The 21,633-nt window shown below is 72.9% G+C and carries 14 protein-coding genes, 1 other RNA gene and 2 pseudogenes; 9 read left to right on the forward strand and 8 right to left on the reverse strand.

Annotation, left to right across the window (positions count from 1 at the left end):
• The first annotated feature begins 11 nt into the window (after window positions 1–11).
• Window positions 12–2,453, forward strand: a complete 2,442-nt coding sequence (locus LRS07_RS11205) for a serine/threonine protein kinase (RefSeq protein ID WP_260501982.1) — start codon at window positions 12–14, stop codon at window positions 2,451–2,453.
• Here the strand turns inward: LRS07_RS11205 and ffs are convergent.
• Both ffs and LRS07_RS11215 read right to left on the reverse strand, forming a co-directional pair.
• Window positions 2,449–2,545, reverse strand: an RNA gene (gene ffs, locus LRS07_RS11210) — signal recognition particle sRNA small type. The two genes, LRS07_RS11205 and ffs, sit on opposite strands and share 5 nt — an antisense overlap.
• A 49-nt stretch (window positions 2,546–2,594) precedes the next feature.
• Window positions 2,595–3,734 (reverse strand): AIR synthase-related protein, encoded by a 1,140-nt coding sequence (locus LRS07_RS11215; protein WP_260501983.1) that lies wholly within the window; start codon window positions 3,732–3,734, stop codon window positions 2,595–2,597.
• 102 nt (window positions 3,735–3,836) lie between these two features.
• Between LRS07_RS11215 and dnaX the strand changes: the two are divergent.
• The 3 genes and pseudogenes from dnaX to recR all read left to right on the forward strand — a co-directional run bounded on the left by dnaX (window position 3,837) and on the right by recR (window position 6,746).
• Window positions 3,837–5,784 (forward strand): annotated as a pseudogene (dnaX, locus tag LRS07_RS11220) (DNA polymerase III subunit gamma/tau).
• 27 nt (window positions 5,785–5,811) lie between these two features.
• A complete protein-coding gene (locus LRS07_RS11225) occupies window positions 5,812–6,138 on the forward strand; it encodes a YbaB/EbfC family nucleoid-associated protein (RefSeq protein ID WP_260501984.1) in 327 nt (108 codons plus the stop codon).
• Between the two features lie 14 nt (window positions 6,139–6,152).
• A complete protein-coding gene (recR, locus tag LRS07_RS11230; RefSeq protein WP_260501985.1) occupies window positions 6,153–6,746 on the forward strand; it encodes a recombination mediator RecR in 594 nt (197 codons plus the stop codon).
• A 41-nt stretch (window positions 6,747–6,787) separates the two neighbouring features.
• Here the strand turns inward: recR and LRS07_RS11235 are convergent, their stop codons facing one another.
• Window positions 6,788–8,458, reverse strand: a complete 1,671-nt coding sequence (locus LRS07_RS11235) for a transglycosylase SLT domain-containing protein (protein ID WP_260501986.1) — start codon at window positions 8,456–8,458, stop codon at window positions 6,788–6,790.
• Window positions 8,455–9,227 (reverse strand): annotated as a pseudogene (gloB, locus tag LRS07_RS11240) (hydroxyacylglutathione hydrolase). The gene LRS07_RS11235 and the pseudogene gloB overlap by 4 nt, the downstream one beginning before the upstream one ends.
• Window positions 9,228–9,346: 119 nt before the next feature.
• Here gloB and LRS07_RS11245 point away from each other — a divergent pair.
• The 4 genes from LRS07_RS11245 (at window position 9,347) to LRS07_RS11260 (ending at window position 15,191) form a co-directional block, all read left to right on the forward strand.
• Window positions 9,347–10,186, forward strand: a complete 840-nt coding sequence (locus LRS07_RS11245; RefSeq protein WP_260501987.1) for a class I SAM-dependent methyltransferase — start codon at window positions 9,347–9,349, stop codon at window positions 10,184–10,186.
• On the forward strand, window positions 10,183–10,644 hold the full coding sequence (rnhA, locus tag LRS07_RS11250) for a ribonuclease HI (protein ID WP_260501988.1): 462 nt from the start codon (window positions 10,183–10,185) through the stop codon (window positions 10,642–10,644). Before LRS07_RS11245 ends, rnhA begins: the two co-directional genes overlap by 4 nt.
• A 126-nt stretch (window positions 10,645–10,770) precedes the next feature.
• A complete protein-coding gene (locus tag LRS07_RS11255; RefSeq protein ID WP_260501989.1) occupies window positions 10,771–12,033 on the forward strand; it encodes an efflux RND transporter periplasmic adaptor subunit in 1,263 nt (420 codons plus the stop codon).
• Window positions 12,034–12,077: 44 nt separating this feature from the next.
• Window positions 12,078–15,191, forward strand: a complete 3,114-nt coding sequence (locus tag LRS07_RS11260) for an efflux RND transporter permease subunit (protein WP_260501990.1) — start codon at window positions 12,078–12,080, stop codon at window positions 15,189–15,191.
• A gap of 16 nt (window positions 15,192–15,207) precedes the next feature.
• Here the strand turns inward: LRS07_RS11260 and mobA are convergent, their stop codons facing one another.
• From mobA to LRS07_RS11275, 3 genes are all read right to left on the reverse strand, one after another.
• Window positions 15,208–15,741, reverse strand: a complete 534-nt coding sequence (gene mobA, locus LRS07_RS11265) for a molybdenum cofactor guanylyltransferase MobA (protein ID WP_260502097.1) — start codon at window positions 15,739–15,741, stop codon at window positions 15,208–15,210.
• A 70-nt stretch (window positions 15,742–15,811) separates the two neighbouring features.
• Window positions 15,812–16,936, reverse strand: a complete 1,125-nt coding sequence (moaA, locus tag LRS07_RS11270) for a GTP 3',8-cyclase MoaA (RefSeq protein WP_260498143.1) — start codon at window positions 16,934–16,936, stop codon at window positions 15,812–15,814.
• A gap of 115 nt (window positions 16,937–17,051) precedes the next feature.
• A complete protein-coding gene (locus LRS07_RS11275; protein ID WP_409450536.1) occupies window positions 17,052–17,453 on the reverse strand; it encodes a C40 family peptidase in 402 nt (133 codons plus the stop codon).
• 407 nt (window positions 17,454–17,860) lie between these two features.
• On the opposite strand from LRS07_RS11275, the gene LRS07_RS11280 reads away from it, so the two are divergent.
• Entirely contained in the window at window positions 17,861–19,768 is a 1,908-nt protein-coding gene (locus LRS07_RS11280) for a propionate--CoA ligase (protein ID WP_260498144.1), read from the forward strand.
• Here LRS07_RS11280 and LRS07_RS11285 read toward each other — a convergent pair whose 3' ends face one another.
• Window positions 19,769–21,442 (reverse strand): PhoH family protein, encoded by a 1,674-nt coding sequence (locus tag LRS07_RS11285; RefSeq protein WP_260498145.1) that lies wholly within the window; start codon window positions 21,440–21,442, stop codon window positions 19,769–19,771. It lies immediately after the preceding gene.
• Between the last annotated feature and the right edge of the window lie 191 nt (window positions 21,443–21,633).

The raw sequence follows: 21,633 nt of genomic DNA on the forward strand, positions 1-21,633 counted from the left end.
GCTTCCGCCTGTTGCGCCCGCTCGGGCAGGGGGCGCAGGCGGTGGTGTGGCTGGCGCTGGACGAGCGCCTGCACCGCGAGGTGGCGCTCAAGCGCCTGATCCAGGAAGCCGCGGGGGACGACTGGCTGCACGAGGCGCGGGCCGTCAGCGGCCTCAGCCATCCGGCCATCGTGCCGCTGTTCGAGGCCGACAGCCTGGACGGCCAGCCCTGCCTGGTCTTCGAATACGTCAGCGGCGGCACCCTGTCGGAGCGCCTGCGGCGACAGGGCGCGCTGCCCGCCCGCGACGCGGTGGCGCTGATGCTCGCCGTGCTGGAGGGCCTGCAGGCCGCGCACGACGCCGGCGTCGTGCACCGCGACCTGAAGCCGTCCAACATCCTGCTCGACGCCAAGGGCCGGCCGCGGGTGATGGACTTCGGCATCGCCGGCCGCACCACCGACCTGAACGACGGCAGCATCGTCGGCACGCCGGGTTACCTGTCGCCCGAGGCCGCGCGTGGCATGGCGCCGCTGCCGCAGATGGACGTGTTCTCCGCCGGCGTGGTGCTGGGCGAACTGCTCACCGGCCGCCGGCTGCTGAGCGAGCCCGACATCCGCCGCGCCATCCAGCGCGTCCAGCAGGAGGACCTGCTGCTGCCGTCGCTGCCCGGTCCCGACGGCGTGCCGGTGGACGATGCGCTTCGCGCCATCGTGCAGCGCGCCATCGCCCGCGACCCGCAGCAGCGGCACGCCAGCGCCGCCGAACTGCGGCAGGCGCTGCAGCAGTGGCTGGAACCGGCCACGCTGCCGCTGCACGACGCGGCGCCGGGCAACGCCGGCAACGGCACGCTGGAGTTCCTGCTGCGGCGCATGAAGCACCGCACCGACTTCCCGGCGCTCAGCGACGCGGTGATGCGCATCCAGCGCGTGGCCGCCTCCGACAGCGAATCGGTGGCCAGCCTGTCGCACGAGATCCTCAAGGACGTGGCGCTCACCCACAAGCTGCTGCGGCTGGTCAACAGCGCGCACTACCGGCAGGTGGGCGACGGCGTGAGCACGGTGTCGCGCGCCATCGCGCTGGTCGGCTTCGCCGGCATCCGCAACATGGCGCTGTCGCTGGTGCTGCTGGAGCACATGCAGGACAAGGCCCATGCCAGCCGGCTGCGGGAGGAGTTCCTGCGGGCGCTGATGGCCGGCACGCTGGCCGATTCGCTGAGCCCGACCCCACGCGAGGCCGAGGAGGCCTTCCTGGCCGCGCTGCTGCAGAACCTCGGCCGGCTGCTGGCCGGCTACTACTTCCCGGAAGAGGCCCAGCAGATCGTCCAGCGGCTGCCGCGGGAGCCGGGCAAGGTCACGGCGCCGGCGGCCGACGAAGAGCGCGCCGCGCGCCAGGTGCTCGGTCTGGGCTACGAGGAGCTGGCCCTCGGCGTGACCCGCACCTGGGGCCTGCCGGAGGCGCTGCAGCAGGCGCTGCGGCGGCCGCCCACCGATGCGCCGCCCGCGGGCGGCACGTTGAAGCCCGCCGACCGTCTGCGCTGGACCGCGCTGGCGGCCAACGAACTGACCGCCGCGCTGCTGGACAACGCCACCCCCGAGGCGATGGCGGCACTCGCGCAGCGCCACGGCCGCGTGCTCGGCCTGCCGACCAAGCAGATCCTCGAAGCGCTGGACAAGGGCCGACAGCGCATGGGCGAGCTGGCGCTCAACCTCTCGCTGCAGTTCGGCACGCAGTCCCCGGCGCGCCGGCTGCTGCCCGACGCGACCGTGGTGCAGCCCCGGCCCGAGGCCGACACCCTGGCCGGCCACGCCCTGCAGGCCACGCTGCCGCTGCCGGGGCAGGGCGAAGAAGCGGCCACCGCCGACCTGGCGCCCGCCGCCGCCGCGGCGCTCGACCCGCAGCACGTGGCCGCCGTGCTGGCGGCCGGCATCCAGGACATCACCAACACCATGGTGGCCGAGAACTTCCGGCTCAACGAGGTGCTGCGCATGATCCTGGAGACGATCTACCGCGCGCTGCAGTTCCGTCGTGTCGTCTTCTGCCTGCGCGACGCCAAGGGCCAGGCGCTGCAGGGCCGCATCGGCCTGGGCGACGGCGCGGCCGAGATGGCGAAGGCCTTCTGCATCGACCTGCGCCCGACCGCCGGTCGCACCCCCGGACCTCTTCGCCGCGGTGTGCCTGAAGAACGTCGACACGCTGATCTCGGACGCCTCGGTGCCCGCCATCGCCCAGCGCCTGCCGGCCTGGTACCAGCCACCGCTGGCGGCGCCGTCCTTCCTCCTGCTGCCGCTGCAGATCAAGTCCGCACCGATGGGCCTCATCTACGCCGACAAGGCCAGCCCGGGCGGTGTGGCGGTGGGCGAGAAGGAACTGTCGCTGCTGCGCACCCTGCGCAACCAGGCCGTGATGGCCTTCCGGCAGGCCAGCTGAAAACGAAGCGACCGGCCCATGGCCGGTCGTTCGCTGAAAGAAGGTGACGAGCCTGATCTCGGCACTGGTCACAACGGTTAGGGCTGCTTCGTTCCCGACCTGACCCGGTTGGCCGCGCTTCCATGCGAGGAGGCCCGTCGCCGATCATTGTACGGGCCGGGCTCCATGTCCCTGCCGCAGGACGTGCTTCAGCGCAGCGCGAGTTCCTCGCCGCCGAAGGTCAGGCCCAGCGGTTCGACGACCAGCCGCTTGTCGCCGGCCTCCACCCGCCCGGCGACCCAGGCGCCCACGCCCTGGGCCCGGGCGACCTGCACCGCCTGGTCCGCCTGTGCCGCGGGCACGAAGAGCGCAAAGCCCGCCCCCATGTTCAGCGTGCCGTAGGCCTCGCGGTCGTCCAGCCCGGCGTGCTGCTGGATGAAGGCCAGCACCGGCGGCACCGGGGGCACCTCGGTGATGCGGTAGGTGAACGACGCCGGATGGCGCAGCAGCTTGCGCCAGCCGTGGCCGGTGATGTTGGCGCTGTAGCGCACCGACACGCCGGCGGCGGCCAGTGCCTCGGTCACCGGCGAATAGAGCAGCGTCGGCGCCAGCAGGCCTTCGCCGTACGACAGGCCGTCGGCCAGCGGTGTCAGGTAGCCGGCCGGCAGCCGCTCGACCAGCTTGCGCGCCAGGCTCAGGCCGTTGGCGTGGATGCCGCTGGAGGCCAGCAGCACGATGGCGTCGCCCGCGGCCAGCGCATCGCCCAGCGACAGCCGTTGCTTGGGGCTGACGATGCCGGTGCAGGACGCGGCGAGGTCGATGCGGCCGGCCTCGACGATGCCGGCCAGCGCCGGCGTCTCGCCGCCGCCCCAGGCCACGCCGCAGGCCTCGCAGGCCCGCTGCCAGCCCTGCACCAGCGCCTGCGCGCGCTGCCCGTCGGAGAACCAGTCCGAGCCGCCGGCCGCCCAGTAGGCCTGCACGGCCAGCGGCGTGGCGCCGACGGTGATGAGGTCGTTGACGGCCATCGCGATGGTGTCCTGCGCGATGGCGTCGTAGAAGCTGCGGCCGGTCAGCCGCTGCATCTCGTCGGCGACCAGCGCCTTCGAGCCCAGGCACTCGACGATGGACGCCAGATAGAACGGGCCGACGTCGATCACGTAGGCCGACTCGCCGCGCGACGCGGCCACCTCGCTGAAGCCGTGCCGCTGCAGCTGCACCGCGGTGGCCGCGGCGGCGCGTTGTGCGGCCACCTTCAGCGGGTCGATCAGGTCGTACTGCACGCCGGCCTGGTCGTAGGTCAGCGGCGGGGCGTCGGGTCCGCCGGCGGAGGAGGGGGAAGTGGCGCTCATGTGGAGGCCGATTATCGTTGCCGAGCCCTGGCCTGCCCTGGGGGATCGGCCGGCGCACCCGACGGCCGGGGGGCCGCCACCGGCCGGCTCATAATTCGATCGATGAGCACCACCGTCCTGGCGCGCAAGTACCGGCCCCGCCGCTTCGGCGAGATGGTGGGCCAGGCGCATGTGGTGCAGGCGCTGACCAACGCCCTGCAGCAGGGCCGGCTGCACCACGCCTACCTGTTCACCGGCACCCGCGGCATCGGCAAGACCACCGTCTCGCGCATCCTCGCCAAGAGCCTGAACTGCACCGGCCCCGCCGGCACCGGCGGCATCACCGCCGAGCCGTGCGGCGTCTGCACCGCCTGCACGGAAATCGACGCCGACCGCTACATCGACTACATCGAGCTCGACGCCGCCAGCAACCGCGGCATCGACGAGATCCGCGACCTGCTGGAGCGGGCGGCCTACAAGCCCAGCGTCGGCCGCTTCAAGGTCTTCATGATCGACGAGGCGCACCAGCTCACCAAGGAGTCGTTCAACGCGCTGCTGAAGACGCTGGAGGAGCCGCCGGAGTACCTGAAGTTCGTGCTGGCCACGACCGACCCGGAGAAGATGCTGCCGACGGTGCTCAGCCGCTGCCTGCAGTTCAACCTGCGGCCGATGGCGCCGGAGGTGGTGCAGGAGCACCTGCAGCAGGTGCTGCAGGCCGAGGGCGTCGGACACGATGCAGCCGGACTGCGCCTGCTGTCGCGCGCGGCGCGCGGCTCGATGCGCGACGCGCTGTCGCTCACCGACCAGGCCATCGCCTACGGCGGCGGCCGCTTCGACGAGGCAGTGGTGCGCGGCATGCTGGGCGCCGTCGACGACCGCCAGGCCGACCGACTGATCGCCGCGCTGGCGGCCCGCGACGGCGCCGGGCTGCTGCAACGCATCGACGAACTGCGCCAGGCCGGGCAGTCGGCCACCGGCACGCTGGACGCCATGGCCCGGCGGCTGCAGCAGATGGCGGTGGAGCAGGCGGTGCCGGGCAGCGCGCAGGCCGCGGGGCTGGACGACGCCGACGCGGTCGGTGAGCTGGCCGCATCGCTGGCCCCCCGACGAGACGCAGCTGCTCTACAGCATGGTGCTGCACGGCCGTGGCGAGATCGGCCTGATGAGCGACGAGCACGGCACGCTGACCATGGTGCTGCTGCGCTTCCTGGCCTTTGCGCCGGCCGGTGGTGGATCGGCGTCGCGGCCCGCGGCCCCGGCGTCGGGTCCGGCTCGCGCGTCGGGCGCGTCGGCGGCGCCGGTCGCCGCCGAGCCGCCGTCGCCGCCCATGTCCCGCCCCGCCGCCCGTGAGCCGGCCACGCCGCCCGTGCCGCTGCGTGCGCCGGTGCCCGTGGCCAGCGCCCGGCTGGTGCCGCCACCGCGCGGCGAGCCGTCGGTGTCTCGCCCCGCTGCGCCGGTGCGACCGCAGACGCCACCCGCCCCGGCGCCGGTCGCCAGGGCCGCCCCGGCCGACGACGTGCCGCCGTGGCTCGATGCGCCGCCCTTCGATGCCGAGGACGACGTGCCGGCGGCCGCGGCCGCGCGGCCAGCTGAACCGCCGTCGGAGGCGGTGCCGGTGGCGGTCGCACGGCCGGCCGCGCCGATTGCGCTCGCCGTCGAGCGGACGCCCCTCGGCGACCGCTGGGCGGACGTGACGATCCAGCTGCAGGCGCGCGGCGCCGTCGCGGCGCTGGTGCGCGAGCTGGCGCTGCAGTCGCAGCTGACGGCCATCGAGGCCGATGCCGAGGGCCGGCCGCTGTGGCGGCTGCAGGTGGAGCGCGAGAGCCTGCGCCAGGCCGGCCACCGCGACAAGCTGCAGGCCGCGGTGCAGGCCCTGCTCGACCAGCCGGTGCAACTGCAGGTCGACGCCGGCCCGGCGCAGGACACGCCGGCACGGCGCGACGCCGAGGCCCGCCAGCGCCGCCAACGCGCCGCCGAGCAGGCGGTGCAGGAGGACCCGGTGGTGCGCGAATTGATGGCGCAGTTCGCCACGGCGCGCATCGTGCCGGGATCGATCAAACCGCTGCCCTGACGGGCGGCGACAGCGAAGGAAATCACCATGATGAAGAACCAGCTGGCCGGCCTGATGAAGCAGGCGCAGGCCATGCAGGACAACCTGAAGCGCGCGCAGGACGAACTGGCCACCGTCGAGGTCGAAGGCCAGTCGGGTGCCGGCCTGGTGAAGGTGACCATGACCTGCAAGCACGACGTCAAGCGCGTGGCCATCGACCCCAGCCTGCTGGCCGACGACAAGGACATGCTCGAGGACCTGGTGGCCGCCGCCTTCAACGACGCGGTGCGCCGGGCCGAGCAGGTGAGCCAGGAGAAGATGTCCAAGCTGACCGCCGGCATGCCCTTGCCGCCGGGCATGAAGTTCCCGTTCTGAACACCGGCTGGCGAATGTCCGCCGGCGCGCTCGATGCCCTGATCGACGCCCTGCGCCGCTTGCCCGGCGTGGGGCAGAAGTCGGCCCAGCGCATGGCCTTCCACCTGCTGCAGCACGACCGCGAGGGGGCGCTGCAGCTGGCGCGGGCCCTGGACGCCGCCCAGGAGCGGGTGGGACATTGCCGGCGCTGCCACACCTTCAGCGAGTCGCCGCTGTGCGACATCTGCGCCGACGGCGAACGTGATGCGCGGCTGCTGTGCGTGGTCGAGACGCCGGCCGACCAGGCCGCGCTCGAGCGCACCGGCAGCTACCGCGGGCTGTACTTCGTGCTGATGGGCCGGCTGAGCCCGCTCGACGGCGTCGGCGCGTCCGACATCGGCGTGCGACCGCTGCTGGCCCGGCTGGGCGAGGACGACAGCGCGGTCGAGGAGGTGATCCTCGCCACCAGCTTCACCGCCGAAGGCGAGGCCACCGCGCACGTGCTGGGCGAGGGCCTGCGCGAACGCGGTCTGCGGGTGACGCGGCTGGCGCGCGGCGTGCCGGTGGGCAGCGAGCTGGAGTACGTCGACCTGGGCACCATCGCCCACGCATTGAACGACCGGCGCTGAACGACGGGCGTTGAGCGACTGGCGGGAGGGAGCCGGCCGGATCAGCTCAGCGGGGGCTTGCCGCGGGCCACCCGCACCGGGGTGGCGGGACGGGCCTTGTCGCCGCGGCCGGCGCCACCGCGGGCCACGGTGCTGCGCACCGGCTTGGCCGCCTGGACGGTGACCGCACGCCGGCCGCCCGTGGCCGCGGTCGTGCGGGCCGCGGGGCGGGCGGCGGTGCGCGAGGACAGCGGCAGCTGCAGCACCACCGACTGGCCCGGCTTGAACGTCGAGCGCTCGCCCACGCCGTTCCACTGCGCCACCAGCGCCGCGTCCAGCCGGTGACGGCGGGCGAGCGCGGCCACGCTCTCGCCCTTGCGGCCGACCTTGACCGTCACCCGGCGGAACGGCGGCACGTCGGGCGCCAGCGCGATGGCGGCGTTGTCGGCGATGTGGCTGGCCACGTCCTCCGCCACCGCCGCCTTGCGCGGCACCAGCAGGGTCGAGCCGGCCTTGACCAGCATGCGCGGCGGGATGCGGTTGACCTCGCGCAGCTCGGTCTCGGCCACGCCCAGTTCGCGGGCGGCGTCGGCGGGCTTGAGCGTGCGGGTGGCCACCCAGGCCGTCCAGCTGGCCAGCGGCCCGCGGTGGCGGGCCAGGTTGCGCTGGAAGGTCTCGGCGTTGTCGAAGGGCAGCAGCAGCCGGGCCGACCCGGCGGCCAGGATCAGCGGCTTGTTCATCTGCGGGTTGAGCTGCTTGAACTCCTCCGCCGTCAGCCCGGCCAGCCGGGCGGCCAGCGCCACGTCGATGTCGCGCTCGATCGGCACGGTGACGAAGTACGGGTGGTTGGCCAGCGGCGCCAGGGTGACGCCGAAGGTGTCGGGCCGCGCCACGATGTTCTTCACCGCCTGCAGCTTGGGCACGTACCAGCGCGTCTCCTCGGGCATGCGCAGGCTCTGGTAGTCGGTGGGCAGGCCTTGGCGCTGGTTGCGGTCGATGGCGCGCTGCACGCTGCCCTCGCCCCAGTTGTAGGCCGCCAGCGCCAGGTGCCAGTCGCCGAACAGGCCGTGCAGCCGCTGCAGGTAGTCCAGCGCGGCGCGGGTGGACTCCAGCACGTCGCGCCGGTCGTCGCGGAAGAGGTTCTGCTTCAGTTCGTAGTCGCGGCCGGTGGCCGGCATGAACTGCCACATGCCGGACGCCTTGGCCGACGACAGCGCCTGCGGGTTGAAGGCGCTCTCGATGAAGGGCAGCAGCGCCAGCTCGGTGGGCATCTGCCGGCGCTCGAGTTCCTCGACGATGTGGAACAGGTAGCGGCTGCCGCGCTCGGTCATGCGGCGAACGTAGTCCGGCTTGGTGACGTACCACTGCTCGCGGTTGCGGACCAGGTCGCTGTCGAGGTCCGGCATGGCGAACCCCTTGCGCACCCGGTCCCAGAGGTCCGCCTTGGCGGCCTCGGCCTGCAGGTCCACCGGCAGGTCGGCCTGCAACGGGTCGAGGGCACCGGCGGGCGGCGGTGCGGGCGGCGTGGCGGGCAGCGGCACCAGGGGAGGTGCCGGCTGGGGCGCGGCGGTCTCGGTGGCCGCCGCCGCGGTGCGGGCGCCGGCCTGCGCCGAGCCGTCGGCCGGCGTCGTGAGGCCGGGGGTGGCGCAGCCACCGAGCCACAGCACAGCGGCGCCGGCTGCAAGCAGCGCGGCGCCGCGGCGAAGGGAGGGCAGTCGGGCAGCAGCGGTCATCGGTAGCGGTTCTTCCATTCGCGCAGCGCGGCCAGCACGGCCACCGGGCCGCGGTCCTGCGCGCCTTGGGCGACGGCGGCGTCGACGACGGCCGGCGCCTCGCAGCGCAGGAAGGGGTTGATGAGGCGTTCCACCGCCAGGGTGGAGGGCAGGGTGGGGCGGCCCTCGGCGCGCTGCGCCCGGCCCCAGTCGGTGCGGGCGGCGACGTCGGCGTTGGCCGGCTCCACCGCCGCGGCGAACTTCAGGTTCGACAGGGTGTACTCGTGGGCGCAGCAGACCCGGGTCTCGCCCGGCAGCGCGGCCAGCGTGGACAGCGAGGCGTGCATCTGTGCCGGCGTGCCTTCGAACAGCCGGCCGCAGCCGGCGGAGAACAGCGTGTCGCCGCAGAACAGCAGTGGCGGCTGGCCGCCGCGCGCGGGCAGGTAGAAGGCCACGTGGCCGGCGGTGTGGCCGGGCACGTCCAGGACCTCGAAGTCCAGGCCCATCAGCCGGGCGTGGTCGCCACCGGCCACCCCTGCACCGGCACGGGCATGCGTTCGTGCGCGGTGGCGAAGAGCGAGCCGCGCAACCGGGGCAGCAGTTCCGCCAGGCCGCCGACGTGATCGCCGTGGTGGTGGGTCACTAGAATGCCCGCCAGCGTCAGGCCCCGCGCCGTCAGCGCCTCCACCACGGGCCCGGCGTCACCGGGATCGACGACCAGCGCCTCGCGCCCGTCGTCCAGCATCCAGATGTAGTTGTCGTCGAAGGCGGGAAGGGGCGTGAGCTGCATCATGGCGACGGCGGGCGCAATTATAGGAAGGCCCCTGTCCGCCGACCCCGTTCCGACGCACTCCCACACATTGTCGATGTCCGGTCGCGCCGCCCTTGTCTGAGCCCTCGGTCCACCGGATGCCCGCCCCCTTCGACGACTGGCTCGCCACGCCGGCCGGCCGCTACCTGCTCGAGTGGGAGCAGGCCCAACTCGACCGGGCGGTGGCCGATCTCTTCGGCTTCCATGCGCTGCAGCTGGGCCTGCCGGCGCTGCAGGCGCTGCGCCACAACCGCATGCCGCACCGCTGGCTGGCCGCGACGGCGGCGCTGCAGGACGGCCCGTCCACTTCACCGCCGGACGATGGGGTGGAGGCCGCGCACCGCACCGTCTCGCTGTGCTGCGACTTCGAGGCGCTGCCCTTTCCGTCGGCCAGCGTCGACCTGGTGGTGCTGCCGCATGCGCTGGAACTGGCGGCCGACCCGCACCAGACGTTGCGCGAGGTCGAGCGCGTGCTGGTGCCGGAAGGCCGGGTGCTGGTACTCGGCTTCAACCCGGCCAGCCTGTGGGGCCTGCGCCAGCGCGCCGGGCTGCTGCGCCTGCGGCTCGGTGCGCGCCAGCCGCCGTTCCGCCCGCCGAGCGAGACCATGGGCTACCGCCGCGTGCGCGACTGGCTGCGCCTGCTCGGCTTCGAGGTGGAGGGCGGCCGCTTCGGCTGTTACCGGCCGCCGGTGCATTCGCAGCGCTGGCTGCAGCGCTTCGGCTGGATGGAGCCGGCCGGCGACCGCTGGTGGCCGGTGTTCGGCGCCGCCTTCCTGCTGGTCGCGGTCAAGCGCGTGCGGGCGATGCGGCTGGTCGGCCTGGCCAAGCGCGAGAAGCGGGCGCCCGCGGTGGCGCCGGCGGTCGCGGCGCACCGGCACCACCGATTGACCCCGGGGACCTCCCCCGACATGGACCGACAAGAAGCACACATCGAATGAGCGAAGACACACCGGCACCGGGCGAGACCGTCGTCATCTACACCGACGGCGCCTGCAAGGGCAACCCGGGCCCTGGCGGCTGGGGCGCCTGGTTGCGCTGGGGCGGGCACGAGCGCGAGCTGTGGGGCGGCGAGGCGCAGACCACCAACAACCGCATGGAGCTGACCGCGGTGATCCAGGCGCTGTCGGCGCTGAAGCGGCCATGCGTCGTGCAGCTCTTCACCGACAGCGAGTACGTGCGCAACGGCATCACCACCTGGATTCACGGCTGGAAGCAGCGGGGCTGGAAGACCGCGGACAAGAAGCCGGTCAAGAACGAAGCGCTGTGGCGCGAGCTGGACCTGCTGGCGCAGCGCCACCGGGTCGAGTGGCGCTGGGTGCGTGGCCATGCCGGCGATCCCGGCAACGAGCGCGCCGATGCGCTCGCCAACCGGGGCGCGGCTTCGGTGCCGCGCTGAACCGCCCCACCGGGTCGGGCCGCACACCCCCGGCCGGCGGGGTTGTACGTGCAATTACGACGGTGGCGTCACCGGCAGGGCCAACGACCAACCGTTACAGTCCCGGCTTCGTCCGTGGGATCCAGCATGGCGTTCAAAAAGCTTCATCTGACGGTGGCCGTGCTGGGCATCGTGGTCGCGGGCGCGGCGGCCTGGTGGTGGCAGCAGCGGCCGGCGTCCTCCGCCGCCGTCGCGGCGGCCGTCCCCGAGGCTCGTCCCGCCGGCGCCGGCGCAGGGCCGGGGGCGCCAGGCGGCCCGAATGGCGCCGCGCCGTCCGGGCCGGTGCCGGTGGAAGTGGGGCGCGTCGAGGCGGTCCGCCTGGAGGACGACGTGCAGGCCGTCGGCTCGGTGCGCGCCCGCCAGGGCGTGATGCTGCGGCCCGAGGTGAGCGGGCGCATCGAGCGCCTCAACTTCACCGACGGTCAGCCGGTTCGCCGCGGCCAGGTGGTGGTGCAGCTCGACGACGCGCTGCAGGCCGCGCAGCTGCAGCAGGCCGAGGCCCAGGCCGCCATCGCGCGGACCAACCTGCAGCGCAACCGCGAGCTCGCCGGGCAGAACTTCGTCAGCCAGAGTGCGGTCGACCAGACCGAGGCCGCCCTGAAGGTGGCCGAAGCCCAGGTGGCCCTGGCCCGCGCGCAGGTGCAGCGCATGCGCATCGTCGCGCCGTTCGACGGCGTGGCCGGCATCCGCAGCGTCAACCTCGGCGACTACGTCAAGGACGGCGCCGACCTGGTCGGCGTCGAGGACCTGTCGTCGGTGTGGGTCGACTTCCGGCTGCCCGAGCGCTACGCGGCCAAGCTGGCCAAGTCGCAGCCGGTGGAGCTGTCGCTGGACGCGCTGCCGGGGCGCAGGCTGGCCGGCAAGGTGGAGGCGCTGGACTCGCAGGTCGACGCCAACGGCCGGTCGCTGCTCGTGCGCGCGCAGGTCACCAACCCCGGCGGCGCATTGCGCACCGGCATGTTCGCCCGGGTGCGGGTGGTGTTCAACGTGCGCGACGACGCGACGATGGTGCCGGAGGAGGCGCTGGTGCCGCTGGCCGGCAAGCAGTTCGTCTTCCGCGTGGTCGATGCCGGCGACGGCAAGCGGGCGCAGCGGCTGGAGGCGCGGCTGGGGCTGCGCCAGCCCGGCAAGGTCGAGATCGTCGACGGCCTGAAGCCCGGCGACCTGGTGGTCACCGCCGGCCACCAGCGGCTGTTGCGCGGCGACAGCCAGCCGGTGCGGGTGGTCGACCTGTCCGCCGGCCCGCGCGGCGGTGCGCCCGGCCGGGCGCCGGGGGCGTCGGCGCCGGCCTCGGGTGGCGGCGGCAACGGCCCGCCCGGCGGCGACAGGGGCGCCGGCCGACCGGTGTAGTGAACAGGCCCCGACCCCTGCTGCAGTCCTGACCAGGAGGCGCCATGCGCTTGTCCGAGACCTCCATCCGCCGGCCGGTGTTCGCCACCGTGCTGTCGCTGCTGCTGCTGCTCATCGGCGCGGTGTCGTTCACCCGGCTGCAGGTGCGCGAGTACCCGCGCATCGACGAGCCGGTGGTCACCGTCAACACCCGGCTGGTCGGCGCGTCGTCGGAGGTGATCGAGTCGCAGGTCAGTAAGCCGTTGGAGGACTCCATCGCCGGCATCGACGGCGTGGACGTGCTGACCTCGATCTCGCGCACCGAGCAGAGCCAGATCACGGTGCGCTTCAAGCTGGAGAAGGATCCCGACGATGCGGCGGCCGACGTGCGGGACCGGGTGTCGCGGGTGCGCGCGCGGCTGCCCGACGCCATCGACGAGCCGGTGATCGCCAAGGTCGAGGCCGATGCCACGCCGACGGTGTGGCTGGCCTTCAGCAGCGAGACGCTGACGCCGCTGCAGGTGACCGACCTCATCAACCGGGTGGTCAAGCCGCGCCTGCAGACCGTGCCCGGCGTGGCCGACGTGCAGATCAACGGCGAGCGCAAGTTCTCCATGCGCATCTGGCTGGACCCGGACAAGCTGGCCGCCTTCCGCCTGACGACGCAGGACGTCGAGGACGCGCTGCGCCGGCAGAACCTGGAGGTGCCGGCCGGCCGCATCGAGAGCCGCCAGCGCGAGTTCAACGTCACCGCCCGCACCGACCTCAACACCGAGCGCCAGTTCGCCGAGGTGGCGGTGAAGGTGGTGAACAACGGCACCGGTCCCTTCACCGTGCGGCTGAAGGACGTCGCCCGCATCGAGCAGGCGGCGGCGAGCGAGCGCTCCAGCGTGCGGCTGAACGGCGTGCCGGCGGTGTCGGCGGGTGTCATCCGCCAGGCCACGGCGAACCCGCTGGAGGTGTCGGCCGGCGTGCGCAAGCTCATGCCCCGCGTGCAGGAGGAACTGCCGCCCGGCGTGACGGTGCAGGTGGCCAACGACAACGCGGTGTTCATCGACCGGTCGGTGAAGTCGGTCTACCGCACGGTGGCCGAGGCCGTGGTGCTGGTGGCGCTGGTGGTGTTCGTCTTCCTGCGCACGTTCCGCGCTTCGATCATCCCGCTGGTCACCATCCCGGTCAGCCTGATCGGTGCCTTCGGGCTGATGGCGGCGGCGGGCTTCACCGTCAACACGCTGACGCTGCTGGCGCTGGTGCTGGCCATCGGCCTGGTGGTGGACGACGCCATCGTCGTGCTGGAGAACATCTACCGCCACATCGAGGACGGCATGGCGCCGTTCCAGGCGGCGTTGAAGGGCGCCAAGGAGATCGGCTTCGCGGTGGTGGCGATGACGCTGACGCTGGCGGCGGTCTACGCGCCGCTGGCGTTCACCCCCGGCCGCACCGGGCGGCTCTTCGTCGAGTTCGCGCTGACGCTGGCCGGCGCGGTCATCGTCTCGGGCTTCGTCGCGCTGACGCTGAGCCCGATGATGTGCAGCCTGCTGCTCAAGCACAACCCGAAGCCCAACCGCTTCGACCGCGGGATGGAGGCCGGGCTGGTCTGGGTCACCGACCGCTACACCGGCGCGCTGCGCTTCTGCCTGGTGCACCGCTGGCTCATCGTGCTGGTGATGCTGGCCTCGGGCGCGGCGAGCTGGTGGCTGTTCAAGGGCGCGAAGTCGGAGCTGTCGCCGATGGAGGACCGCGGGGTCATCATCACCACGGTCAACGCACCGGACGGCTCGACGCTGGACTACACCCAGCGCTACCTGCGGGCCATCGAACGCATCGCCGGCCAGTACCCCGAGTTCGACCGGCTCTTCATGGTGGCCGGCAACCCGTCGGTGGCGCAGGGCTCGGCGGTGCTGCGCACGGTGGACTGGGACGACCGCAGCCGCAGCACGCTGGAGATGGCGCGTGAGCTGCAGGGCAAGGTGCAGGGCCTGCCCGGCGTGCAGGCCTTCCTCATCACGCCGCCCAGCCTGGGCCAGGGCTTCCGCGAGCGGCCGGTGAACTTCGTCATCGTCAGCAACGACAGCTACGAGAAGCTGGGCCGGGTGGCGCAGGCCATGCAGGCGGAGATGGCGAAGAACCCCGGCCTGGTCTCGGTGGACACCGACCTGCGGCTGAACAAGCCGGAACTGTTCATCGAGGTCGACCGCGACCGGGCGGCCGATGCCGGCATCGGCGTCGACGCGGTGGCGCGCACCGTGGAGACCATGCTGGGCGGCCGGCAGGTCACCCGCTACAAGCGCGACGCCGAGCAGTACGACGTCATCGTGCAGACGGCCGACCGCGGCCGCACCACGCCGGAGGACATCGACAAGCTCTTCGTGCGCGGCCGCGGCGAGGCGATGGTGCCGCTGTCCTCGCTGGTCAAGGTGCGCGAATCGGTGAGCCCGCGCGAGCTGAACCACTTCAACCAGCGGCGGTCGGTCACCATCACCGCCAACCTGGCACCCGGCTACGCGCTGGGCGAGGCGCTGGAATTCATGGATGCGACGGCGCGCAAGGTGATGCCGGCGGGTTATGCGTCGGAGCTGAACGGCGTGTCGCGCGAGTACCGCGCCTCCAGCGGCGCGCTGGGCGTGGTGTTCGTGCTGGCGCTGCTGTTCATCTTCCTGGTGCTGTCGGCGCAGTTCGAAAGCTTCGTCGACCCGCTGATCATCCTGCTGTCGGTGCCGCTGTCGATGGTCGGCGCGCTGGCGGCGCTGCAGTGGTCGGGCGGCACGCTCAACGTCTACTCGCAGATCGGCCTCATCACGCTGGTGGGGCTGATCACCAAGCACGGCATCCTGATCGTCGAGTTCTCCAACCAGCTGCGCCAGCAGGGCCGCAGCGTGGTGGAGGCGGTGGTGGAGGCGTCGTCGCTGCGGCTGCGGCCGATCCTGATGACCACCGGCGCCATGGTGCTGGGCGCGCTGCCGCTGGCGCTGGCCGAGGGTGCCGGTGCCGAGAGCCGCCGGCAGATCGGCTGGGTCATCGTCGGCGGGATGAGCCTGGGCACGCTGCTGACCATCTTCGTCGTGCCGACGGTGTATTCGCTGCTGGCCCGCCGCAAGGTGCCGGGCGAGATCGCCACGCCCGAGGACGACGCGCCGGCGCACGGCGCAGCGCCGGCCCCGGCGCACGGCACGGCCTGAGGCGGCCCGCCCGCGCTCAGCCGCGGGCCAGCGACCTCAGGTCGTCCGCGGTGTTGGCGTTGGCGAAGGCGGCCGCGTCGTCGAAGGCCACCGCCGCGTGCGGCCGCTGCTGCAGCCAGGCCATCACCTTGCGCTGACCGGCGTCCAGCCAGGCGCGCAGGTCGTCCAGCCGGTCGCGGTGGACCAGGCAGCACAGCGGCTGGGGGCGCCGCTGCGGGCCGCTGACGGCGAAGGCGGTGGCCACACCCTCGGCGACGGCCGCTTCGGTCAGCCGCGCCACCAGGTCGGGCGGGAAGTCCGGCACATCGCAGGGCACGCAGGCCAGCCAGGGCGTGGTGCCGTGGTGCAGCGCCGCTTCCAGCCCGGCCAGCGGACCCTCGAAGCCGGGCCGCAGGTCCACCAGCACCGGCACGCCGAGCGCCGCATGCCGGTCGAGGTGGCGGTTGGCGCTGAGCAGGCAGCGCCCCACCTGCGGCGCGAGCCGCGCCAGCGCATGGCCGGCGAGGGTGGTGGTGCCCCAAGGCAGCAGGCCCTTGTCCTGACCGCCCATGCGCCGGCCCTCGCCGCCGGCCAGCACCAGGCCGGTGATCTCGGCCGGCAGGAGGCCGGCGGTCACCGGCTCAGCCACCGATGTAGTGCATCTCGACGCGCGGCGCGGCCGGCGCGCCCGCGTCGGCCGGGGCACGGCCGCGCAGCTCGGAGTAGCGGTCCTGCCGGCCGCGCCACACCTGGCCGATGGCGGTGCTGAGCGTGGCGTCGTCCACCCCGGCGCGCAGCGGGCCGCGCAGGTCGTGGCCCTGGTGCCCGAAGAGGCACAGGTAGAGCTGGCCCGAGGTCGACAGCCGGGCGCGGTTGCAGTCGCCGCAGAAGGCCTGGGTGACGCTGCTGATGAGGCCGATCTCGCCGGCGCCGTCGGCCCAGGCCCAGCGCTCCGCGGTCTCGCCCGGCTGCGCGGCCTGCAGCGGCACCAGCGGGCCCACCTCGCCGCGCAGGCGCTGCAGCAGCTGGGCCGAGGGCAGCACCTCGTCCATGCGCCAGCCGTTGGTGGCGCCGACGTCCATGTACTCGATGAAGCGCAGCACCATGCCGCTGCCTCGGAAGTGCCGGGCCATCGGCACCACCTCGCCGTCGTTGACGCCGCGCTTGACCACCATGTTGACCTTGATCGGCCCCAGGCCCACCGCCTGCGCGGCGGCCAGCCCGTCCATCACGTCGGCGACCGGAAAGTCGACGTCGTTCATGCGGCGGAAGACCGCGTCGTCCAGGGCGTCGAGGCTGACGGTCACCCGCTGCAGCCCGGCGTCCTTCAGCGCCCGCGCCTTGCGGGCGAGCAGCGAGGCGTTGGTGGTCAGCGTCAGGTCCAGCGGCCGGCCGTCCGGCGTGCGCAGCGCCGCCAGCATCTCCACCAGCCGCTCGACGCCCTTGCGCAGCAGCGGCTCGCCGCCGGTCAACCGCAGCTTGGTGACGCCATGGGCGACGAACAGCCGGGCCAGGCGGGTGATCTCCTCGAAGCTCAGCAGCTCGCTCTGCGGCAGGAAGCGGTGGTCGCGGTCGAACACCTCCTTCGGCATGCAGTAGCTGCAGCGGAAGTTGCACCGGTCGGTGACCGAGATGCGCAGGTCGCGCAGCGGACGGCCGCGGGCGTCGAGCAGCCGGCCCTCGGGCGCCTGCGGCTGCTGCGGCAAGACCAGCGGTCGGGCGCCCGGCTTGCGCAGGTCGACAAGGGGGATGCTGCGTTCTGCCATGGTGCACCGATTGTCGTTCCGCCCGCGGCATGGGTGCCGGCTGGGGGCATCGGGTGCTACCCCGGGGCCGTGCGCGGTCGGCCGTGTGAGGCGATGTCCGGCCTCGCGGCCGGCGTCAGCGGGCGGTGGGCGCGGGCAGGTCGGCCGCGTTGAGCGGCGCCGTCCGGCGGGCGCCGGTGAAGCGCTTGTCCCAGTAGGCGGCGCGCATGTCGTCGATGCGCACCTGCGCGCCGGGCTTCGGCGCGTGGATGAACTTGCCCTCGCCGATGTAGATGCCCACGTGCGAGAAGGTGCGGCGCAGGGTGTTGAAGAACACCAGGTCGCCGGGCTTGAGCTCGGTCTTCTCGATCGGCGCCAGGTTCTGCGCGCGCGCCTGTTCGTCGGCGCGGCGGGGCAGCACCAGGCCGAGGCTGTGCTCGAACACGTAGCGGGTGAAGCCGCTGCAGTCGAAGCCCTCGCGCTCCGAGTCGCCGCCGCGGCGGTAGGGCACGCCCAGGAAGTTCATGGCCGACAGCACCAGGTCGGTGGCGCTGTCGCTGATCTGCTGGGCCAGGCTGGGCTTGCCGTCCGTGCCCGCGCCGAGCAGGCCCCGCTCCGCCAGCAGGCGGGAGACGGGGTCGGCGGCGGTGGTGGGGGCGGTGTCGGGCGCGGCCCGGGCGGCGAGGGGGGAGACCCAGCGCCATGCCGATCAGCAGGCCGGCGGCCGCGCACCGCAGGGCGGGGGACGTTCGCACGGGCGGCAGGATAGCAGCGTGAATTTCAGGGTCAACCCGAAATCAGCCAGCAGAAACAAGCCCTTACCCGCGGGATCTGCCGTGCCGGTCGAAGTTGGCGGACCGGGTCGTCAGCCTCCCGTTTGGGTTCGAGGAGAGGATGGTCCACCATCGCCTTCGCAACGACGAAGACGGACGAAGAGGAGACGACATGGCCCAGCCCGATGCCCGCGCCGGCTACGCCGCGCACCACCGCCGCTCGATCGAACACCGCGACGCCTTCTGGCGCGAGCAGGCCGCGCTCGTCCACTGGCAGCGGTCCTTCGACGCGGTCTGCGACCACAGCCATCCGCCCTTCGCCCGCTGGTTTCCCGGCGGGTTGACCAACCTGTGCCACAACGCCATCGACCGCCACCTGCCGGCGCGGGCGGACCAGCCGGCGCTGGTCTGGGTGTCGACCGAGGTCGACCAGACCCGTTCCTGCACCTACGCCGAGCTGCACCGCGAGGTGCGGTCGATGGCGGCGGTGCTGCGGTCGCTCGGCGTGGGCCGGGGCGACCGGGTGCTGATCTACATGCCGATGGTGCCGGAGGCGGTGTTCGCCATGCTGGCCGCGGTGCGCATCGGCGCGCTGCATTCGGTGGTCTTCGGCGGTTTCGCCAGCGCCAGCCTGGCCAGCCGCATCGACGACGCGAAACCCACGGTGATCGTCAGCGCCGACGCCGGCAGCCGCGGCGGCAAGGTGGTGCCGTACAAGCCGCTCCTGGACGAGGCGCTGCGGCTGTCCTCGCATGCGCCGGCCCATGTGCTGCTGGTGGACCGCGGTCTGAGCCCGATGCAGCGGGTCGCCGGTCGCGACGTGGACCATGCGGCGCTGCGTGAGCGCCACGCCGAGGCGGACGTGCCCTGCGAGTGGGTGGACGCCACCCACCCCAGCTACATCCTCTACACCAGCGGCACCACCGGCCGGCCCAAGGGCGTGCAGCGCGACACCGGCGGTTATGCGGTGGCGCTGGCGGCCAGCATGCGCGACGTCTTCTGCGGCGAGCCGGGCGGCACCTTCTTCTGCACCAGCGACATCGGCTGGGTGGTGGGCCACAGCTACATCGTCTACGGCCCGCTGATCCACGGCATGACGACGCTGCTGTACGAGGGGCTGCCGGTGCGGCCCGATGCGGGCGTCTGGTGGCGGCTGGTCGAGGAACACAAGGTCTCGGTGATGTTCAGCTCGCCGACGGCGGTGCGGGTGCTCAAGAAGCACGACCCGGCGTTGATCCCCTCGCGCGACCTGACCTCGCTGCAGCGGCTGTTCCTGGCCGGCGAGCCGCTGGACGAGCCGACCGCGTCCTGGGTGGCGCAGACGTTGGGCAAGCCGGTGGTCGACAACTACTGGCAGACCGAGACGGGCTGGCCCATCCTGTCCATCGCCAACGGCGTCGAGCCGCGGCCGTCGAAGCCGGGCAGCCCCGGGGTGCCCATGGCCGGCTACGACGTGCAGCTGCTCGACGAGGTCAGCGGCGAACCGCTGACCCAGGCGGGGCAGAAGGGCGTGCTGGCCATCGCCGGCCCGCTGCCGCCGGGCTGCATGCAGACGGTCTGGGGCGACGACCGGCGATTCGTCGACACCTACTGGAAAAGCCTGCCCGGCAACCGCCTGCTCTACAACACCTTCGACTTCGCGACGCGCGACGCCGATGGCGACTACTTCATCCTGGGCCGCACCGACGACGTCATCAACGTCGCCGGCCACCGGCTGGGCACCCGCGAGCTGGAGGAGTGCATCAGCGGCCACCCGGCGGTGGCCGAGGTGGCGGTGGTCGGCATCGCCGACGCGGTGAAGGGGCAGGTGGCGGTGGCCTTCGTCGTCGCCAGGGCGGCGGTGGCCGACGCGGACAGCGCCCGGCTGGAGGCCGAGGTCATGGCGCGCGTCGACCGGCAGCTCGGCGCGGTGGCGCGGCCGGCGCGCGTGCGCTTCGTCGTCGCGCTGCCGAAGACCCGGTCGGGCAAGCTGCTGCGCCGGGCCATCCAGGCGGTGTGCGAAGGCCGCGACCCGGGCGACCTCACCACCATCGAGGACCCTTCGGCGCTGCAGCAGGTGCAGGCGGCGCTGAGCCGCTGACTACAGCACGTCGCTGGCGAAGTCGGCGAGCCGGGAGCGTTCGCCGCGCGCCAGCGTCACATGGCCCGAATGCGGCCAGCCCTTGAAGCGGTCGACGGCGTAGGTCAGGCCGGACGAGCCCTCGGTCAGGTAGGGCGTGTCGATCTGCGCCAGGTTGCCGAGGCAGACGATCTTGGTGCCCGGGCCGGCGCGGGTGATCAGCGTCTTCATCTGCTTGGGCGTCAGGTTCTGCGCCTCGTCGATGATCACGTACTTGTTCAGGAAGGTGCGCCCGCGCATGAAGTTCAGGCTCTTGATCTTGATCTTCGAGCGCACCAGGTCGTTGGTGGCGGCGCGGCCCCATTCACCGGCGGCGTTGTCGCTGCGCGCCAGCACCTCCAGGTTGTCGTCCAGCGCGCCCATCCACGGGCTCATCTTTTCCTCCTCGGTGCCGGGCAGGAAGCCGATGTCCTCGCCCACCGGCACCGTCACCCGCGTCACGATGATCTCGCTGTAGCGGCGCTCGTCCATCACCTGGGCCAGGCCGGCGGCCAGCGTCATCAGCGTCTTGCCGGTGCCCGCGGTGCCGGTCAGCGTGATGAAGTCGCACTCCGGGTCCATCAGCAGGTTGAGGGCGAAGTTCTGCTCGCGGTTGCGGGCGGTCACGCCCCACACCGCGTTCTTCTGGTGGGTGTACTCGCGCAGCGTCTTCAGCACCGCGTGGCGGCCGGTGATCTCGGTCACGCGGGCGTACAGCGAGGCGGCGCCGGGGATCTCGAGGTAGACGAACTGGTTGATCAGCAGCGCCGGCACCATCGGCCCGCTGATGCGGTAGAAGGTATGGCCGCCCTGCTGCCAGCTCTCCATCGTCTTGCCGTGGCGGTCCCAGAAGTCCGCCGGCAGGGGCAGCACGCCGGTGTAGAGCAGGTCGGCGTCGTCGAGCGTCTTGTCGTTCTGGTAGTCCTCGGCGGGCAGGCCCAGCGCACGGGCCTTGATGCGCATGTTGATGTCCTTGGACACCAGCACCACCTCGCGGTCCTGCCGCTGGTCGCGCAGCGCGCGCACCACGCCCAGGATCTGGTTGTCCGCCTTGCCCTCCGGCAGGCCGGCCGGCAGCTGCACGTCCATCAGCTCGGTCTGGAAGAACAGCTTGCCGCCAGCGCCCTTGTGGCCGGTGGCCGACAGCGCGATGCCTTCCTTCGGGCTGAAGGTGCTCTCGGTGGCGACCAGCGCATCGAGGTCGCGGCTGACCTGGCGCGCGTTGCGCGACACCTCGCTCATGCCGCGCTTGTGGTTGTCCAGCTCCTCGAGCGTGATCATCGGCAGGTAGACGTCCTGCTCCTCGAAGCGGAAGAGGGACGTCGGGTCGTGCATCAGCACGTTGGTGTCGAGCACGAAGAGCTTGGGTCGGCCGTCACCGGCCGGCCGGGCGCGCCGCCGCGCCTGCGGGGCCGCTGGCGCTGTGGCGACGGTCGGCGCGGCGGGCCGCGCCCCCGCCGGTGCCGGCGGTGCCAGTTCGGCCACGGCGGCGCCGGGAGAGGGCGGGTCGAAGGTTTCCATCACCGCGGGCAGCGCGGCTTCCGCCGGCGCTTGCGCCTTGGTCATCCGCCGCGCCGGTTTGGGCTGCGCCTGGTTCTCGTAGTCCTCGGTGGACAGCAGGGCGGCGCGCTTGGACGGCGGCTTGGGCAGCGGCATGGACGGTGGTTCCTGGTTGAGGCGGTGAGGGGTTTCAGCACCCCGGAAGCAAAAAAGCCGCCGGCTGCGAACCGGGCGGCTTTTGCGTGGGGTGATGCGCGTCGAGACGACAACTCACGGGCATGCGCCCATTATGCACAGCGGAGGCGGCGAACCGCCGGCGACGGCGGCCCCCGGGCATGGCCCGGAGC

The sequence above is a fragment of the Aquabacterium sp. J223 genome (assembly GCF_024666615.1).
Taxonomy (GTDB): Bacteria; Pseudomonadota; Gammaproteobacteria; order Burkholderiales; family Burkholderiaceae_C; genus J223.

Excerpts from the sequence above, each read along its gene's own strand:
- LRS07_RS11255 (WP_260501989.1), top strand. The coding sequence starts at position 10,771 with ATGGCGTTCAAAAAGCTTCATCTGACGGTGGCCGTGCTGGGCATCGTG.
- mobA (WP_260502097.1), bottom strand. The coding sequence starts at position 15,741 with ATGGGCGGTCAGGACAAGGGCCTGCTGCCTTGGGGCACCACCACCCTC.
- LRS07_RS11245 (WP_260501987.1), top strand. The coding sequence starts at position 9,347 with ATGCCCGCCCCCTTCGACGACTGGCTCGCCACGCCGGCCGGCCGCTAC.
- rnhA (WP_260501988.1), top strand. The coding sequence starts at position 10,183 with ATGAGCGAAGACACACCGGCACCGGGCGAGACCGTCGTCATCTACACC.
- LRS07_RS11235 (WP_260501986.1), bottom strand. The coding sequence starts at position 8,458 with ATGACCGCTGCTGCCCGACTGCCCTCCCTTCGCCGCGGCGCCGCGCTG.
- recR (WP_260501985.1), top strand. The coding sequence starts at position 6,153 with ATGTCCGCCGGCGCGCTCGATGCCCTGATCGACGCCCTGCGCCGCTTG.
- moaA (WP_260498143.1), bottom strand. The coding sequence starts at position 16,936 with ATGGCAGAACGCAGCATCCCCCTTGTCGACCTGCGCAAGCCGGGCGCC.
- LRS07_RS11285 (WP_260498145.1), bottom strand. The coding sequence starts at position 21,442 with ATGCCGCTGCCCAAGCCGCCGTCCAAGCGCGCCGCCCTGCTGTCCACC.
- LRS07_RS11260 (WP_260501990.1), top strand. The coding sequence starts at position 12,078 with ATGCGCTTGTCCGAGACCTCCATCCGCCGGCCGGTGTTCGCCACCGTG.
- LRS07_RS11215 (WP_260501983.1), bottom strand. The coding sequence starts at position 3,734 with ATGAGCGCCACTTCCCCCTCCTCCGCCGGCGGACCCGACGCCCCGCCG.
- LRS07_RS11225 (WP_260501984.1), top strand. The coding sequence starts at position 5,812 with ATGATGAAGAACCAGCTGGCCGGCCTGATGAAGCAGGCGCAGGCCATG.
- LRS07_RS11280 (WP_260498144.1), top strand. The coding sequence starts at position 17,861 with ATGGCCCAGCCCGATGCCCGCGCCGGCTACGCCGCGCACCACCGCCGC.